General features: G+C 36.6%; 17 protein-coding genes. 11 read left to right on the top strand and 6 right to left on the bottom strand.

Going from position 1 to position 15,738, the window contains the following annotated elements; all coding sequences use genetic code 11:
* Positions 1–110: 110 nt before the first annotated feature.
* Together clpB and Q0162_RS06570 are read right to left on the bottom strand one after the other, a co-directional pair.
* Complete coding sequence (clpB, locus tag Q0162_RS06575) at positions 111–2,714, bottom strand: ATP-dependent chaperone ClpB (RefSeq protein ID WP_297890580.1); 2,604 nt, start codon at positions 2,712–2,714, stop codon at positions 111–113.
* Positions 2,715–2,941: 227 nt separating this feature from the next.
* Positions 2,942–3,766 carry a hypothetical protein gene (locus Q0162_RS06570; RefSeq protein WP_297890579.1) on the bottom strand — a complete coding sequence of 275 codons (825 nt, stop codon included), beginning with the start codon at positions 3,764–3,766 and terminating at the stop codon, positions 2,942–2,944.
* A 224-nt stretch (positions 3,767–3,990) separates the two neighbouring features.
* On the opposite strand from Q0162_RS06570, the gene Q0162_RS06565 reads away from it, so the two are divergent.
* Together Q0162_RS06565 and Q0162_RS06560 are read left to right on the top strand one after the other, a co-directional pair.
* Positions 3,991–4,191 (top strand): hypothetical protein, encoded by a 201-nt coding sequence (locus tag Q0162_RS06565; protein ID WP_297890578.1) that lies wholly within the window; start codon positions 3,991–3,993, stop codon positions 4,189–4,191.
* Positions 4,192–4,293: 102 nt separating this feature from the next.
* Complete coding sequence (locus tag Q0162_RS06560) at positions 4,294–5,592, top strand: TolC family protein (protein WP_297890577.1); 1,299 nt, start codon at positions 4,294–4,296, stop codon at positions 5,590–5,592.
* On the opposite strand, the gene Q0162_RS06555 is transcribed toward Q0162_RS06560, so the two are convergent.
* Together Q0162_RS06555 and Q0162_RS06550 are read right to left on the bottom strand one after the other, a co-directional pair.
* Entirely contained in the window at positions 5,589–6,074 is a 486-nt protein-coding gene (locus Q0162_RS06555; protein ID WP_297890576.1) for a DUF2271 domain-containing protein, read from the bottom strand. The genes Q0162_RS06560 and Q0162_RS06555 overlap by 4 nt on opposite strands.
* Before the next feature lie 10 nt (positions 6,075–6,084).
* Entirely contained in the window at positions 6,085–7,443 is a 1,359-nt protein-coding gene (locus tag Q0162_RS06550) for an ankyrin repeat domain-containing protein (RefSeq protein ID WP_297890575.1), read from the bottom strand.
* Positions 7,444–7,664: 221 nt separating this feature from the next.
* Here Q0162_RS06550 and Q0162_RS06545 point away from each other — a divergent pair, with 221 nt between their 5' ends.
* Complete coding sequence (locus tag Q0162_RS06545) at positions 7,665–8,378, top strand: PAS domain-containing protein (protein ID WP_297890574.1); 714 nt, start codon at positions 7,665–7,667, stop codon at positions 8,376–8,378.
* A 79-nt stretch (positions 8,379–8,457) separates the two neighbouring features.
* Here Q0162_RS06545 and yajC read toward each other — a convergent pair whose 3' ends face one another.
* Positions 8,458–8,760 carry a preprotein translocase subunit YajC gene (yajC, locus tag Q0162_RS06540; protein WP_297890573.1) on the bottom strand — a complete coding sequence of 101 codons (303 nt, stop codon included), beginning with the start codon at positions 8,758–8,760 and terminating at the stop codon, positions 8,458–8,460.
* A gap of 37 nt (positions 8,761–8,797) precedes the next feature.
* The gene (gene nusB / locus Q0162_RS06535; RefSeq protein ID WP_297890571.1) at positions 8,798–9,739 is read right to left on the bottom strand and encodes a transcription antitermination factor NusB; all 942 of its coding nucleotides are present in this window, start codon (positions 9,737–9,739) and stop codon (positions 8,798–8,800) included.
* Positions 9,740–9,940: 201 nt separating this feature from the next.
* On the opposite strand from nusB, the gene Q0162_RS06530 reads away from it, so the two are divergent.
* From Q0162_RS06530 to truB, 8 genes are all read left to right on the top strand, one after another.
* Positions 9,941–10,219 carry an HU family DNA-binding protein gene (locus Q0162_RS06530; protein WP_297890569.1) on the top strand — a complete coding sequence of 93 codons (279 nt, stop codon included), beginning with the start codon at positions 9,941–9,943 and terminating at the stop codon, positions 10,217–10,219.
* 72 nt (positions 10,220–10,291) lie between these two features.
* Entirely contained in the window at positions 10,292–11,083 is a 792-nt protein-coding gene (locus tag Q0162_RS06525) for a DUF1444 family protein (RefSeq protein ID WP_297890568.1), read from the top strand.
* A 19-nt stretch (positions 11,084–11,102) separates the two neighbouring features.
* The gene (locus Q0162_RS06520) at positions 11,103–11,792 is read left to right on the top strand and encodes an NAD-dependent deacylase (RefSeq protein WP_297890567.1); all 690 of its coding nucleotides are present in this window, start codon (positions 11,103–11,105) and stop codon (positions 11,790–11,792) included.
* Positions 11,789–12,028 (top strand): hypothetical protein, encoded by a 240-nt coding sequence (locus Q0162_RS06515; RefSeq protein ID WP_002680954.1) that lies wholly within the window; start codon positions 11,789–11,791, stop codon positions 12,026–12,028. Before Q0162_RS06520 ends, Q0162_RS06515 begins: the two co-directional genes overlap by 4 nt.
* The gene (gene pyrF, locus Q0162_RS06510; RefSeq protein ID WP_297890566.1) at positions 12,018–12,842 is read left to right on the top strand and encodes an orotidine-5'-phosphate decarboxylase; all 825 of its coding nucleotides are present in this window, start codon (positions 12,018–12,020) and stop codon (positions 12,840–12,842) included. The genes Q0162_RS06515 and pyrF overlap by 11 nt, the downstream gene beginning before the upstream one ends.
* A 92-nt stretch (positions 12,843–12,934) precedes the next feature.
* Positions 12,935–13,381 (top strand): GNAT family N-acetyltransferase, encoded by a 447-nt coding sequence (locus Q0162_RS06505; protein WP_297890565.1) that lies wholly within the window; start codon positions 12,935–12,937, stop codon positions 13,379–13,381.
* Positions 13,382–13,435: 54 nt separating this feature from the next.
* Positions 13,436–14,086 carry an epoxyqueuosine reductase QueH gene (locus Q0162_RS06500; protein WP_002680856.1) on the top strand — a complete coding sequence of 217 codons (651 nt, stop codon included), beginning with the start codon at positions 13,436–13,438 and terminating at the stop codon, positions 14,084–14,086.
* Between the two features lie 19 nt (positions 14,087–14,105).
* Positions 14,106–15,734 (top strand): tRNA pseudouridine(55) synthase TruB, encoded by a 1,629-nt coding sequence (truB, locus tag Q0162_RS06495; protein ID WP_297890563.1) that lies wholly within the window; start codon positions 14,106–14,108, stop codon positions 15,732–15,734.
* The last annotated feature ends 4 nt before the right edge of the window (positions 15,735–15,738 follow it).

The raw sequence follows: 15,738 nt of genomic DNA, 5'->3' as shown, positions 1-15,738 counted from the left end.
AAGGACTAAAAACTGACAAATTGTCAGAGTTAAAAGTTAGAGATAGGTTTTAGGAGTTAGCCATTGCTACTAATGACTGACAACTAACTCCTAAATTCCCTAATTCCTTGTTAATTATTCTCTGATTTTTGATTTCTAAATACCAATTGGTTATCAAAAGCATCTAATAAGATGACCGCATCACGTTGTACTGTACCACTCAATATTTCCTTGGAGAGTTTATTGAGCACTTCTTTTTGGATTGTACGTTTTACAGGACGTGCACCAAACTGAGGATCAAATCCTTTTTGTGCTAAGTAATCAATAGCCTCATCGGTAGCATCGAGCAAGATGCCTTCTTTAGCAACCATACGGAATAACGATTGCAATTGCAACTTCACAATGCTACGAATATTCTTAGCATTGAGTGGCGTAAACATTATGATATCGTCTATACGGTTTAAAAATTCCGGACGTACAGTTTCTTTGAGGAGCTGTAAGACTTCATCACGAGACTCATCGATAGCACGCTCGGTATCATTAGGATATTTTTCAAAAGTTTCCTGAATAATTTGGCTACCCATATTGGAGGTCATAATGATGATTGTATTCTTAAAGTCGGCAGTACGACCTTTATTGTCAGTAAGACGACCTTCATCGAGCACTTGCAACAAGATATTGAAAGTATCGGGGTGAGCTTTTTCAATTTCATCCAAAAGGATTACAGAATACGGACGGCGACGCACAGCTTCAGTAAGTTGACCACCTTCGTCATATCCTACATATCCTGGAGGCGCACCTACCAATCGGCTCACAGCGTGTTTCTCCTGGTATTCACTCATATCAATACGCGTCATTGCATTTTCATCATCGAATAGATACTCGGCTAAGGCTTTAGCAAGCTCGGTTTTACCTACCCCCGTAGTTCCTAAGAAAAGGAAAGAACCTATAGGGCGACGTGGGTCTTGCAAACCAGCACGACTACGACGTATGGCATCGGAAACAGCCTCAATAGCTTCTTCCTGACCTACTACACGGCGGTGCAATTCTTTTTCTAAGTTCAAGAGTTTTTCGCGCTCGCCTTGTAACATTTTAGCTACAGGTATCCCTGTCCATTTTGCTACAACTTCGGCAATATCCTCAGCTGTCACTTCTTCTTTTACAAGAGCATTTTCGTGAGATTTGCTATCTAAATTTTTTTGTAATTCCGCTAACTTATCTTCTGCTTCTTTGATTTTACCATAGCGCAATTCGGCTACTTTACCATAGTCGCCTTCGCGTTCGGCTCTATCGGCTTCCAAACGGTATTTCTCAATAGCTTCCTTAGTGGTTTGCACTTCATCAATTACGCTTTTTTCACTCTGCCATTTAGCATTCACTGCGTTGCGTTCTTCTTTAAGGTTTGCTAAATCTACATAAAGCATTTTTAGCTTTTCCTCGTCTTTTTCGCGTTTGATAGCTTCAATTTCTATTTCGAGTTGCATTATCTTACGATCAAGTACATCCAACTCTTCAGGTTTAGAATTGATTTCCATACGGAGTTTTGCAGCTGCCTCATCCATCAAGTCAATAGCTTTATCAGGCAAAAAACGATTGGTGATATAGCGTTCAGAAAGCTCTACTGCAGCGATAATCGCCTCATCTTTAATACGCACTTTATGGTGAGTTTCGTATTTTTCTTTGATACCACGAAGGATAGAAATCGCACTCTCAGTATCTGGTTCATCTACCATTACCTTTTGGAAACGACGTTCAAGAGCCTTATCTTTCTCAAAATATTTTTGGTACTCATCGAGGGTTGTCGCTCCAATAGCACGAAGTTCACCACGCGCTAAAGCAGGTTTTAGAATATTGGCAGCGTCCATCGCACCTTCTCCCCCACCCGCACCTACAAGGGTGTGGATTTCGTCTATAAATAGAATGATATTACCATCGGAAGAGGTCACCTCTTTCACTACCGATTTGAGTCGTTCTTCAAACTCACCTTTGTACTTCGCACCAGCGATAAGAGCTCCCATATCCAAAGAGTAAATCACCTTATCTTTTAAGTTTTCAGGTACGTCGCCTTTTACAATACGGTGTGCTAAGCCTTCAGCGATAGCAGTTTTACCTACCCCTGGTTCACCTACCAACATAGGGTTGTTTTTGGTACGACGAGAAAGGATTTGTAACACACGGCGTATTTCCTCATCACGACCAATCACAGGATCAAGTTTGCCACTATCGGCTAACTGATTGAGGTTTTTGGCGTATTTGTTGAGTGAATTATAAGTATCTTCGGCTGATGCTGAAGTTACACGTTCACCTTTACGCAATTCTTGAATAGCCTTCTCCAACTCTTTTTCACTCACGCCTTGGTTTTTGAGTGCTTGAGCTATTTTACTGTTTGATTTGAAGATAGCCAATATAAGGTGTTCCAAAGACACATATTCGTCATTCCATTTTTTTGCGATATTTACAGCCTCGTTGAGCATAGTGCTTGCATCACGTGAGATCCCCATATCACCACCGCTTACTTTTGCAAAACCTTGTAAGGCTGCATCCAACTGTTTATTTAGCTGCTCGCGGTTGATATTCAATTTTTTGAATAGGAAAGGCAATACGTTCTCATCTACTTGCTCAATAGCTTTGAAGAAGTGTTCGTTTTGCAATTCCTGATGCCCATATTGTTGGGCAATTTGTTGAGCGGTTTGTACCGCTTCTTGTGCTTTGATAGTAAAATTATTAAAGTTCATATATCTTTCAATTAACAATTTGGGTTAAACATTTTCAGCAAGAGAAAGACAAGAGTTATGCCAAATGAATTTAACTGACAAAATGACAGTCACAAAAGACTTTCTGTCGGGATAACTTCTTTACATTTTAAACAAAAATTAAATTAAACAACTTATTATCAGTATTTTCAAACTTATTTTAAAAACTGACAATATGTCAGTAATTTTAATTATAGAAAAGTATTACTTCAGTCTGCTATTGCTTTCCATCGTTGTATTACCCTTGTGTAGCAACCTATAAAGACCAAAGTTAAACAGAAGGATACACAAAAAATTTTGTTAGAAAACCCATCGTGTGACCTATCTAATAACATATTCTCCATAATACTATCAACTACATAGTACATTACCATAAACGAAAAAAGAAGCACTGTATTTACCACAATACCTATAAACTTTTTTGGTATGTGAATTTCTTTACTCACAGAAATATATACAAGTGCTGCATAAACCAATAAAAACAACAATTTATTACCTATAAAAGACAATATTATTGAAAGAACCCCTATAAAAACAATCGTGAAAAGCAGAATTTGCACATTGGTAATACGCACACAGTACACGAGTGTTGCTATAACAAAAGTAATAATCAAAAGGAAATTCAATAGGTATATCACATCAGAAGTATTGCTAAAAGGATACTTTCCTAAGCCTTTTACAATCGCATAGGACAGTACAAAGGACACTGAGGCAAAGACGATAAGAAAATAAAGTATCCATTGCAAAAAGAGTTTTTCTTCAGGGAAAGGATAGAAATGCTTGAAAGCGTTGTTTCTACCGAGATACAACAACCAAACTACCAACAACAATATAGAGATAACAAGATGCAACAACAATGAAATCCCTATAAAATCTGCCATTATAGCATTAAAAGCATAGTAATTGAAGTCTTCATTTTTTGCTGTCCAACCTAATAAGATAAAGAAGATATGTCCACAGCTCGCAAGAACTAACATTGGGAGCAAGCGAGTATTCCACACAAGAGGATAACGTTCTAAGAGATATTTGTTCATAGTTTATTTGTCAATTTGCTGATTTTATGCGACAAAGATATAAAATAATTTGTCAATCTAGAATTATTTTGTAGTTTTGTACTCACAACATCATTGCTATGAGTACCATATATAAACTATCTGTTGCTATTTTGCTATCTTTTAGCTTTTTACCTGCTTTTTCTTAAGAGGAAAGTATTCGTCACGACGATCTCATAGGCTCGTGGGCGATTGAATCTCAAAGCTTGGACAACTTAGAAATTACCCTCAATGATTGTGAAAAACAGAGTAGTTTTATCTTTACAAAAAATGAAGTCATTGAGAATTACTACAAAAAATATAATGGAAATTGTGTAATTCTTAATAGTAATAAAGATTTTTATACCGTAAGGCAATCATATTATTCGCAAAGAAGAAAGCAATCTAAACAATACTTTCTTAATTAAAGGTGAATTTCTCAATCTTTCGTTTATGGGAAAAGACAATGAAAATCAGGAACACATAGCTGTAATTGTATGTAAAAGGGCAAAACCTATCGAATATATTAAATGATGAAAAAAACACTCTTCTTACTTTGCTTGCTACCTTTTTCAGCAGTAGCTCAGAAACTTTGGACGCTCAACGATTGCATAGCGTATGCCAAAGAGCACAACCTTTCTATTAAACAATCGGAAATAGACTTGAAATCCACTGATATAGAAGTATGGCAAACAAAAGCTAACTTTTTGCCCTCTATCAACAGTGAAGCAGCTTATAATTGGAATACAGGAAAGAATATCAATCCTGTGAGCAATCAGTTTGAAAACACTACTTTTGAATCGGCTTCAGGAGGTATCAGTATGTCAATGCCTCTGTTCTCAGGCTTACAAAATTGGCGTAAATTACAACAAGCAAAATGTAAACAATTGGCAACTCAATACCAATTGGATATGAAGAAAGATGAGATTATCTTAATGATTATCAACGCTTACACTGAAGTATTGAGCAACAAAGAAAAAATTAAAATTCAAAAAGCACAATTAGAAATATCAAAAGAAAGCGTTGCACGTACGCGTGAACTCATCAATGCGGGGTCATTACCCAAAGGTGATATTTATGAAAGTGAAGCTCAACTATTTTCGCTTGAGCAGAAAATTATAGAAACAGAAAGCGCTCTTTTCATCGGAAAAATGGGATTAGCTCAACTGCTTTTACTGAAGAATTACAAAGATTTTGAGGTAGCTGATAACACATTTGAAGTTCCCGTAGCCGATATACTAAACAAAACTCCTGAAGAGATTTACCAAAGTGCTAAAGAGATAATGGGTGAAGTGAAATTAGCAACTGCCAATGTGAAATTAGCTGAAAGTAGTTTGCGCTTAAGCCAGTCTGCTTTTTGGCCTCGCCTTTCTGCGCAATGGGGTTATAGCTCGCGATGGAGTAAGAACCAAGTAATGGATTTCTGGAAACAGCTTGATACTAACAAAGGTATGTACGCTGGTTTATCGCTCAATATTCCTATTTTTAATCATTTTTCTGTACTTAGTAATGTTAAAACTCAAAAATTAGCCTTACAGAAAATGCAATTAGCAAAGGAACAAACTGAATTGAGTACTGAAAAAAATATCTATCAAGCCTACAACGATGCTGCTAATGCCAAAAAACTATACGAAGCAAGTGAAAAAACAGCTCAAGCTAAAGAACAATCTTTTAGTTATGCACAAGAACGACACAATGTAGGCTTAATGAATACTTTTGACTTCAATCAATCTAAATACGAATATGAAAATGCTCAAAATGATGTGATAAAAGCTAAATATCAGTACATTTTTAAACTAAAAGTACTCGAATATTACTTTAGTCACTAATTAGGCATCAGTCTAACGTAACGTATATAGCCTTTACCCTCAACTTTAGTGTTAAGGTTTTCTTTTTTGAGTTCTATTTCAGCGTCTTTAGCATAGTAATAGTCATCTTCTACTGCTGTTTCAAAGCGTATTTTATACCCTTTGTCAAACTTATTCTCATCAAGGGTGAGCACCTTTACAGCGCGTTCTCCCCCACTGATGGTCTCTCCTGTAATCCCATCAATTGTTTGGCGCTTGCCATAAAATTTCCACCATTCAGTAAGATCGTCATACCATTCGGGGTCGTCACCTAATACTTGCAATGTTTGCTCATATTTTCCTTGTGGATTGATGAGTGAAGCTACTATATAAGCCCCATCCCCTTTGTAGTTAGTAAGCTGGATAAGGCATTTATATTTCTTAACAGTAGCCTGCTGAGCAACAAATGAAACTGTAAGCAAGGCAACTACCACAGCTACAGTAAGTAAGAGTTTCTTTTTCATCTTCTTTCTTTTATTTTAAAAATTCTACATTCATTCCTTTTAAGGCTTCATTTTCTTGAGCCAATTCATAAACTGTTTCACCCAAATCAGTAGTGAGATTTTTATCAGCTCCTTTGCTGAGCAAGAAGTGTACCACATCTAAATTTTTAGCGGTCATCACAGCCATTTGTAGAGGGGTAAGACCATTGCTATTTTTTTGATTGATATTGATAGGATAGAGTGAAAGTTTTTCTAAAATTTTTATATCACCGCGTTTTACAGCGTAGTGATAAAGTGTATTTTCTTCCTTGTCTACTACTTGAACATCGGCATTTTTTAAGAGTAAAAAATCTATTACCTCAAGGGTATTGTTCTCTACTGCAAAGGTCAAAGCCGATAATCCTTGTTTATTTTGTGTGTTGATATCTTTGGTCTTAGCAAGTAACGCTGTTATTACAGATATGTTATTGCTAATTGCTGATTTCATCAATGGGTTATTTCCTTCTTTATCAAGCTGATTGGCATCATTTCCTTTTTCTAAGAAATAGTTAATCACTTTTTCATCTTTGTTCTTTTCAGCTAACACAAAAAGAGGAGAAAGTCCATCTTTATTCTTTTGATTAATTGAAAGCCCCAATTGTTCTAAATATTGAAAAGTGTCAAGTTTGTTATAATTTCTTTTAGCACCACGAGCGGCACCAAAAATAGCACTCTCACCTTTGTTATTGAGGTTTTTAACATTAATTTTCTTTTTCATCAGAGCCTCAATTATAGCGCGATTACCCATTGTTGCTGCATAGTAAATAGCGTTGTTACCTTTGTTATCGGTAGCAGTAAGTTTAAGTCCTTTTATTAGAAAATAATCAGCTTCTTTAAGGTCTTTGAGGTGAGGGAGTAACAGCAAAAAAGCATTTGCACCATCGGCATTAGTATCTTTTAAGTTAGCGCCGTGTTTCAGTAACAATTCATAAATTGCTTTATCACTTCTTCCCCCTACAGCGGCGAATAGCAAGGGGGTAAGTTGATGAGAATCAGCAATATTCACCTTAGCACCTTTCTTGAGAAGGTATTCCATCACGGGCACATTGTCCTGATAAGCAGCCCAAAAGAGGTAAGTGCGTTTGTCGTGAGTTAGTTTATCTACTCCGTTACCTTCTAAATCAATAAGGTAAGTAATAGTTTCATAGGGTGCTCCATTTAAGATCGCCAAAGTTGTTGCATCAAAAGCACGGCTATTGAAAGCGGTAGCACTATTACCCTGATTGATAGCCTGTTCTACTTGAGCCACTGAAGGTTTTTGTTTCCAATATTCATTAGTGTGGAAAACATTTTCTTGTGCGTGGATCTTCCCTATTAGAAGTATTGTAATAACAAATAAAAGTCTTTTCATAAAAGATGCTTATTTAGAATGATTCGGCGCAAAGATAGTAAATAATTGTGAACTACAAATAATCTACTCTAAAATTACTATAGAATCAAAAAATTATATCATTTGATTTTCAGATATTTAGAAAGAAACTGTTACATTCTACACAAAAAAGTTCAAAATGCTTTTGTTTTTATTGTAGTTTTTTCTTACTTTTGTGGCGTTGAATATAATCTATAGAAATTATGTCAGAAGAAATTACAAACAGACCTACTCCTATCAACAGAGAAGTTGTGTGGGACAAGACAAAGACTATTATCAGTACAACTGATAAGTATGGTACTATTACTGACGTAAACCAAACGTTCATAGATGTTTCTGGTTATTCAGCAGATGAATTGCTTGGAAAACCCCACAATATTATCCGCCACCCCGATATGCCAAAAATCATATTTAAGGTTACTTGGGATAATATTTTAGCAGGTAGAAACTTTCACGGCATCATCAAAAACTTAGCAAAATCTGGCGAATACTATTGGGTTATCACCGATTTTGAAGTAGGTGGGAATATTATGGGGGAAGTAGTAACCATCATGGCGCGGCGTCGTGCAGTGCCTCAGTATGTGATTACGGATCATATAGAACCTTTATACCAAACACTCCTTAAACTTGAAAAGATAGGAGGTATGGAGCTCAGTAACCGCTATTTCAAAGGATTCTTGGAAAAACAAGGCAAATCATATATTGAGTACATAATGGATATTTTAGATGAAAACCAACGCACAGCAGTAGCTAATCATCAAGATATCGTTTTTGAGCCTGTTTCTAATACTCACCACACTGAAGGTAATTTTGGCGATTATGAAATTTCCGACGAAATCTTCAGTGAAGAGCACCCTGAAGAAGAGAGTATGATGCAACGTAAGAGTTTCTTTGCGAGATTGTTTTCAACAAATTAACCCCCCTTCCTAAAAGGGCAAAAAAAAGAGTGTGTCTAACTTTTCATTAGACACACTCTTTTTTGTGATAGGATAAATGTTATGCTTCTTTTTTCTCTACTTCTTTCTTATCTTTTAGTTTAGCCGAAAGCTCCATAGAAATAGCCGAACGTTCAAATTTAATTTTACCTGCAAGAGTTTCAATCACACAAGTATCATCAGAAAGTTCTACAATACGACCATGCATACCACCTTTGGTAACAACTTTATCTCCTTTTTTCATTGATTGTATAAAGTTTTTTTCTTGTTTTTGTCGCTTCATCTGTGGACGAATCATTAGAAAATACATTACCACAAACATCATTGCGATAATCAAAAAATTACTGCTCATCAAATTTTGCATATATACTTAATTTTAGTTTTATTACTTATTTATTTGTTTACAAAAGTCCTCTTCCTACCTTTTTTATAAGTCCCTTTTCCTCCAATTCCTTATGTACTACATTTAGTACCCCATTGATAAATAAACTACTTTTTGTTGTTGAGTATTCTTTAGCAAGTTCTAAATACTCATTAATAGTTACTTTTATTGGAATACTTGAAAAATACATAAACTCACAAATCGCCATTTTCAAAAGAATAAGGTCTAATAATGCTACACGTTCTTTATCCCAATTGGTGAGTTTATTTTCTACAAAACTTCTGAGTTTATCATCATTGAGGACAGTTTTCTTCAACAAGTCTAACAAATACTCTTTTTCCTCATTATTGTTATAAAGTGATGGAATAAAATACTTTTCAGGAGGATTTGGTCGCAAATTTTTTAATTCTCTTACTATGAAAGTATTTACAATAGGAAAATCATCTAGCCAAGTAAGATTGTAATCCTCTATATACTCATACAAGCCTTCATCAGGAGCGATAATTTCTTCAAAAATTTCTATTAAGAATTTTTTATCTGCTTCAAAAGTTGCTTTCTGTTTACTATAGAGCTTATAAATATCGCTTTCTACTATGAGTTTATAGAGTGTCCTCACATATTCTTCTTGTATATTCCAAAGGTTGATATGAGCATCATCTATAGCTTTTTGTAGCATTTCGTTAGAGGCAATGAGTGAAAGCAACTCGTTGTCCTTCATCTTTTGGTGCAATAGTTTATCAGCAGAAGTTGCTAAGTATTTTTTCTGTGCTACTTCATATTGATTAACAGCCAAAGAGTGAAGCTCTGTAAAAAGTGCCATAAGTAGAAGGTAGAGATTTTCCATCTCATCTGCACTATTTTTCAAGAATTTTAATTCTTTGTCTAGATCCTGACTTTGGCTTTGCTGTATTGCATAGATTGATTGCATCACTTTAGCCCTAATATGTCGTCTTGTAAGCATAATTTATAAGAACCTTATTTACTTTATTTTTGAGGGTGCAAAAGTAGGAAAAAAGCTGTAAAGAGCAAAGAAAAAGGAGTAAAAAAGCACTTCAAATGTTAATTTTTTACTAAATTTACATTTTTCTTTGTTTTATATTTGCTATAAACAAATATATTACTACCTTTGTGCCAAGTTAACTGTATTATACAATTTTATAATATGAACAAAACAGAATTAATCGATGCAATTGCTGCAGAAGCTGGTTTAACAAAAGCTGATGCTAAAAAAGCAGTTGAGGCATTCTTTTCAAATGTTGAAAAGAGCCTTAAACAAGGTAAAAAGGTAGCTATCGTAGGCTTCGGATCTTGGTCAGTTGCCGAGAAAGAGGCTAGAGACGCAAGAAATCCTCGTACTGGTGCAGTAATCAAAGTACCTGCTAAGAAAGTAGTAAAATTCAAAGCTGGGACTGAACTTTCTGAATCAGTAAACAAAAAGTAATTGCACTAAAAGTCCTTTTCTTAATGAGAAAGGGACTTTTTTTATTTATTAGTTTCTAATCTGTTAATTATTATGACAAACCTAATGAACGAACAAGAGTTTACTCAGCTATATATCGATGCTTTGAGAGAGACTTTCCCCGATATTACTATAAATAGCACAGCGGCATTGGAGGTAAGCACAACAACCCCTAATGACCAGCGAGAAGTAAAACATTTTTTGGATAATTGTTTTAATGAATATTTAAGCAACCCAAATGATTTAAATGATATTTTAGACAAATATCTCGCTCCATTGATTAGAATATACAAGTCTGAGGAAGCAACCACAATCACTGATTGCATTTTTCCTACAATCAAAGATACAATCTATATAAAGAAATTGAAGAGTATAGTGCCAGATGCTGAAGAGTTACCAATGGTATATGAGAAGTATAACGATGAGCTGTATGTGTTTTACGGGGTAGATGATGGGGATAGTATAGGCTCTTTGTCTACTTCGGACTTTGAGGAGTTAGGAATGAGTATTGAAGCACTACGAGAGTTGGCTCTCAACAATTTAGCTAACACTTTAGAGATAGAAGCACAAGCTGATGAACATCTCATTTTTCTAACAGCAGATGGCAATTATGAAGCAAGCCTTATTCTTCTGACGGATATATGGACAAAAGAGAATTTTCCAGTAGAAGGAGAGATTGTAATAGGAGTTCCTGCACGCGATGTATTGGTAGTTTGTGGCAGTGAAGATGCAGAAGGTTTGACAAAACTAGAATCGGTTATCAGTGATATATATAGTGGAGGGGATCATATTATCAGCGATAAGAAATTCGTTTTTAGAAATGGGAAGTTTGAAGTATTTTCATAATTTATAACTAACATTACCAATGAAAAAGAAGAAAATAGTAGTCCTTACAGGGGCAGGTATCAGTGCTGAAAGCGGTGTAAAAACATTCCGTGATGCCGATGGTTTGTGGGAAGGGTACGACATAGAGCAAGTGGCAACCCCTTACGGATTTAACAAAGATCCTGAATTGGTATTAAACTTCTATAACGGCTTGCGCAAACAGCTAAAAGATGTGCAACCTAATCCTGCTCACCTATTGCTCGCCGAGCTTGAAAAAGACTATAATGTGGTAGTTATCACGCAAAATGTAGACGATTTGCACGAACGTGCAGGTAGCTCTAATATTATCCACCTGCACGGTGAACTCTTAAAAATGCGTGGCGTAGACGACCCTTATACTTTTTACGACTGTACTGAAGATATCAAAGTGGGTGACCTAAGCCCTAGTGGAGTGCAATTGCGCCCTCATATTGTATGGTTTGGTGAAGATGTCCCAATGATTGTAAAGGCTGCTGAAGAGGTTGAAACTGCCAACATAGTACTCATTATTGGCACTTCATTACAAGTGTATCCCGCTGCCGGATTAATGAACTATGCTGAAAAAGGCACTCCTATATATTATGTAGACCCGCGCCCAAGTATTAGCAGTAAAAATAATATTACTGTAATTAAAGATGTTGCCTCTACGGGGGTAGCTAAAGCTATTGAACTAATAAAAGATTTAAAATGAGTAACTTCCCAAAATTTATTTTAGGTGACAACACCGATATGCCTAACGCTATGTTCGTAGTGCATTTAGAGTATCCACGCTTCGTATTGAATTTAGATAACGACGAAGTTGAATGGCTTGAAGAGTTCGATGAAGAGGATACTAAAGAATTAGAAGCTGAAAGTGAGAACCTTATAGAAGAAGCTATCGCTTTCTACGAACGTGAAATTACCCGTATAGAAGAAAATGACTATTAAGCAACTCATCCAGCAAATTAAAGCTAAACAATCACTACTATGTGTGGGTTTAGATACTGATATGACTAAAATTCCTCCTCATTTGCTTGAGGAGGAAGATCCTATTTTTGCATTCAACAAGGCAATTATAGAAGCTACCCACCGCTTTACAGTAGCCTATAAACCTAATACAGCTTTCTATGAAGCACACGGTGAAATGGGGTGGTGCGCCTTAAAAAAAACAATTGACTATCTCAACCGCCACCACCCCGAGATATTTACCATTGCCGATGCTAAACGCGGAGATATAGGCAACACCTCAAGTATGTATGCCAAAGCTTTTTTTGAGGATATGCAATTTGATAGTGTGACTGTTGCCCCCTATATGGGTAGAGATTCTGTAGAACCTTTTTTAGCTTTTGAAAACAAACACACCATCCTCTTAGCACTGACATCTAATGAAGGGGCTTTTGATTTCCAAACACAGAAACTCAGTGATGAGGAATTGTACAAAAAGGTATTACGCACCTCACTCACTTGGCAAAACAGCCAAAACCTAATGTATGTAGTAGGTGCAACCAAAGCTGAATTTTTAAAAGAAATACGCCAAATTATTCCTGAACATTTTCTATTAGTGCCAGGAGTAGGAGCACAAGGAGGTAGCTTAGAAGAAGTTTGTCACTATGGACTTAATGAACATTACGGACTACTCATCAACTCATCCCGCGGAATTATCTATGCTTCTAAAGGTGAAGACTTTGCTAAAATAGCGGGAGAAAAAGCCGAGGAATTGCAAGGAGAAATGAGGTCTCTGGTTTTAGGGGTTAGGAGATAGAAAAGGAAGACAAAATTAGTAAAACGAGAATTTAAACTCAACTATGGTGGCGAACCTATTTTTTAGATAAATATAAAAAATAACTAAATTGTATGATCACATTTTTAAACAAAAGCAACATTACCCCAACCATAGAAGAAGATGCCGCCCGCTTGTTCTCACTATTGAGCAGGCGCTACCAGCAACCTTCATCTAACCTTTTTCAAGATGAAACCAAAATTCCTTATGTAGTGGGTTACATAGAAGATGGTCGCCTACATGGAATGGCTTCTATGGCTATCTATAGAGTGATTTCTGGCTACAAAGGTTGGATAGAAGATGTAGTGGTAGATGAATTTGCACGTGGCAAAAAAATAGGCACACAACTCATTCAGCAGCTGATAACTAAAGGAAAAGAATTGGACTTAGGCGAAATATTGCTCTTTACTTCACCTACCAATGAAGCTGCCATTAAACTTTATGAAAACGAGGGCTTTAAACGCAAAGGTGCAGAAGTATATGTGAATGCCCTCAAACAAATGTATCCCCCTGAATCTTGATATATTGTGATTTCTTTGTATTTTTGCGCCCTTTAAAAGAAAACTCAAAATACTATGGAATTAGTCCACAAGAATCTTGTACTGCCTAACAACGGAAAAAAACTATTATTGCACACTTGTTGTGCACCTTGCTCAGGTTCAATTATACTATCTATTCAGGCATCAGGGATAGACTTTACTATATTTTTTTATAACCCTAATATCCACCCTAAAAAAGAATACGAAATCCGTAAAGACGAAAATATTCGTTTTGCCGAAAAATATGGCGTACCTATTGTAGATGCTGAATACGACACCGATAACTGGTACGCTCGTGCCAAAGGTATGGAATTTGAACCCGAACGCGGTAGCCGTTGTGCTATGTGTTTTGATATGCGTATGGAACGCACCGCTTTGTATGCTCACGAAAATGGCTTTGATACCATTGCTACTTCTTTAGGTATCTCACGCTGGAAAGACCTCAACCAAGTGAATGAAGCAGGCAAAAACGCTGCTAACAAGTATGAAGGTCTTACTTATTGGGACTACAATTGGCGCAAAAACGGAGGCTCTGCCTGCAATATGGAAATCTGTAAAAGTGAAAAGTTCTACCAGCAAGAGTATTGTGGCTGTGCTTTCTCATTACGCGATGCCAACAAATGGCGCGTTGCCAATGGTAGAGAGAAAATACGCATAGGCGAGAAGTTCTATGGAACTGAAAAATGAATCGTGAAAAGTGAATAGTATGATAACTCCAGAAGAATTTTCAGAAGGTCGTATCTTGCTTATTGATAAACCCCTACAATGGTCGTCGTTTCAAGCGGTAAACAAAATCAAATGGGCAATTCTCAAGCATTACAAACTCAAGAAAATAAAAATAGGGCACGCGGGCACATTAGACCCGCTTGCCTCTGGTTTATTGGTGGTTTGTACCGGTAAATTTACCAAAAAAATCACTGAAATACAAGATGCTGTAAAAACTTACACGGGTACTATCACCTTGGGAGCTACTACTCCTTCCTACGATATGGAAACCGAAATAGATGCTCGCTACCCTACTGACCATATCACTCCTGAACTGATAGAACAAGTGCGAAAACAGTTTATGGGCGAGCTTGTGCAAACCCCACCTGTATTTTCGGCTATCAAAAAAGATGGCAAACGCCTCTACGAATTTGCTCGCGATGGCAAAGAAATAGAAGTACCTCAGCGCACTATTTACATTCACAATTTCACTATTGATGCAAGTCAGTTTCCTGAGTTGCACTTTGAGGTGGTATGCAGTAAGGGTACTTATATACGTTCTTTAGCAAACGATTTCGGTAAAGCCTTAGGCTCAGGAGGCTATCTATCTGCTTTGCGACGCACCAAAATAGGTGATTTTTCAGTAAGTAATGCCATAAGTCCTGAGGAGTTTGTAAGTACTCATATTCCTGACCTCAGGAAACACCCCCTTCCTCCTATTATCCTTACTACAGTAGTAGGTGAACCACAAGAAAAGAAAGTTCTCAACGATCGTTTTGCCGATCGCAATAAAACCATCAACAGTCAGTTTGAACGTGAAGAAACGCCTCCCTCCCACCCTACTGGCGAGTTGAATATGGAGGCTATATTTCCAAGACGAAAAGCTCAAAAAACTTCTGGTTTACAGTATGAATTACACGCTTTTATGCGAATGTTCACTAATACTGATAAGGCAATTACTATCACTTTGCTCATACTCTTCTGTACTGTACTTACTCTTATGGTAATACAATTGAACGACAAGAAGAAAGAGATAATGATAGAAATGGCACTTACCTCTGATGATTTACCTCAAGAGCCCCCACAACCTGAAGAAACCTCTCCTAATGCCGATATTCCTACTAACAATGCCAAACTCACTACTAATGCTTACAACCAAGCAGATGCTTCCTTACAACACACTGATGATTTCAAAACTTTAGACGAAATTATGGCTGAACGTGCTGCTCAGGAAATGGCAGCTGCCAAAGAAGAATTAGTAGCCAACCAAAAAATGGCAGGCGACCTCATTATCACCGATCACAGTTTGCAAAACACAACTAATACTCCTAAAATAAGTGACAAAGTAAATAAAAACACTTTAGTAAAATACGCCTTAGCTGGTAGAGTAGGAAATATCCCAAATCCTGTGTTTACTTGTGAACGTGATGGAAAAGTGGTGGTAAGTATCACTGTGGACGAAGCAGGACGTGTGACTAAAACAGCTATTGATAGAGCTAATTCCACAACTACCGATGATTGTCTATTAGAAAACTCATTACTCTACGCTCAAAAAGCTAAATTCAATGCGGTGAGTGGCAAAAAAGAACAAATAGGCACTATTACTTATATTTTTCAGAGCAAAAGATAACATT

This window comes from uncultured Capnocytophaga sp., assembly GCF_937936315.1.
In the GTDB taxonomy this organism is placed as follows: Bacteria; Bacteroidota; Bacteroidia; order Flavobacteriales; family Flavobacteriaceae; genus Capnocytophaga.
The sequence above is the reverse complement of the archived record's forward strand: the minus strand, read 5'-3'. Positions and strand labels throughout refer to the sequence as shown.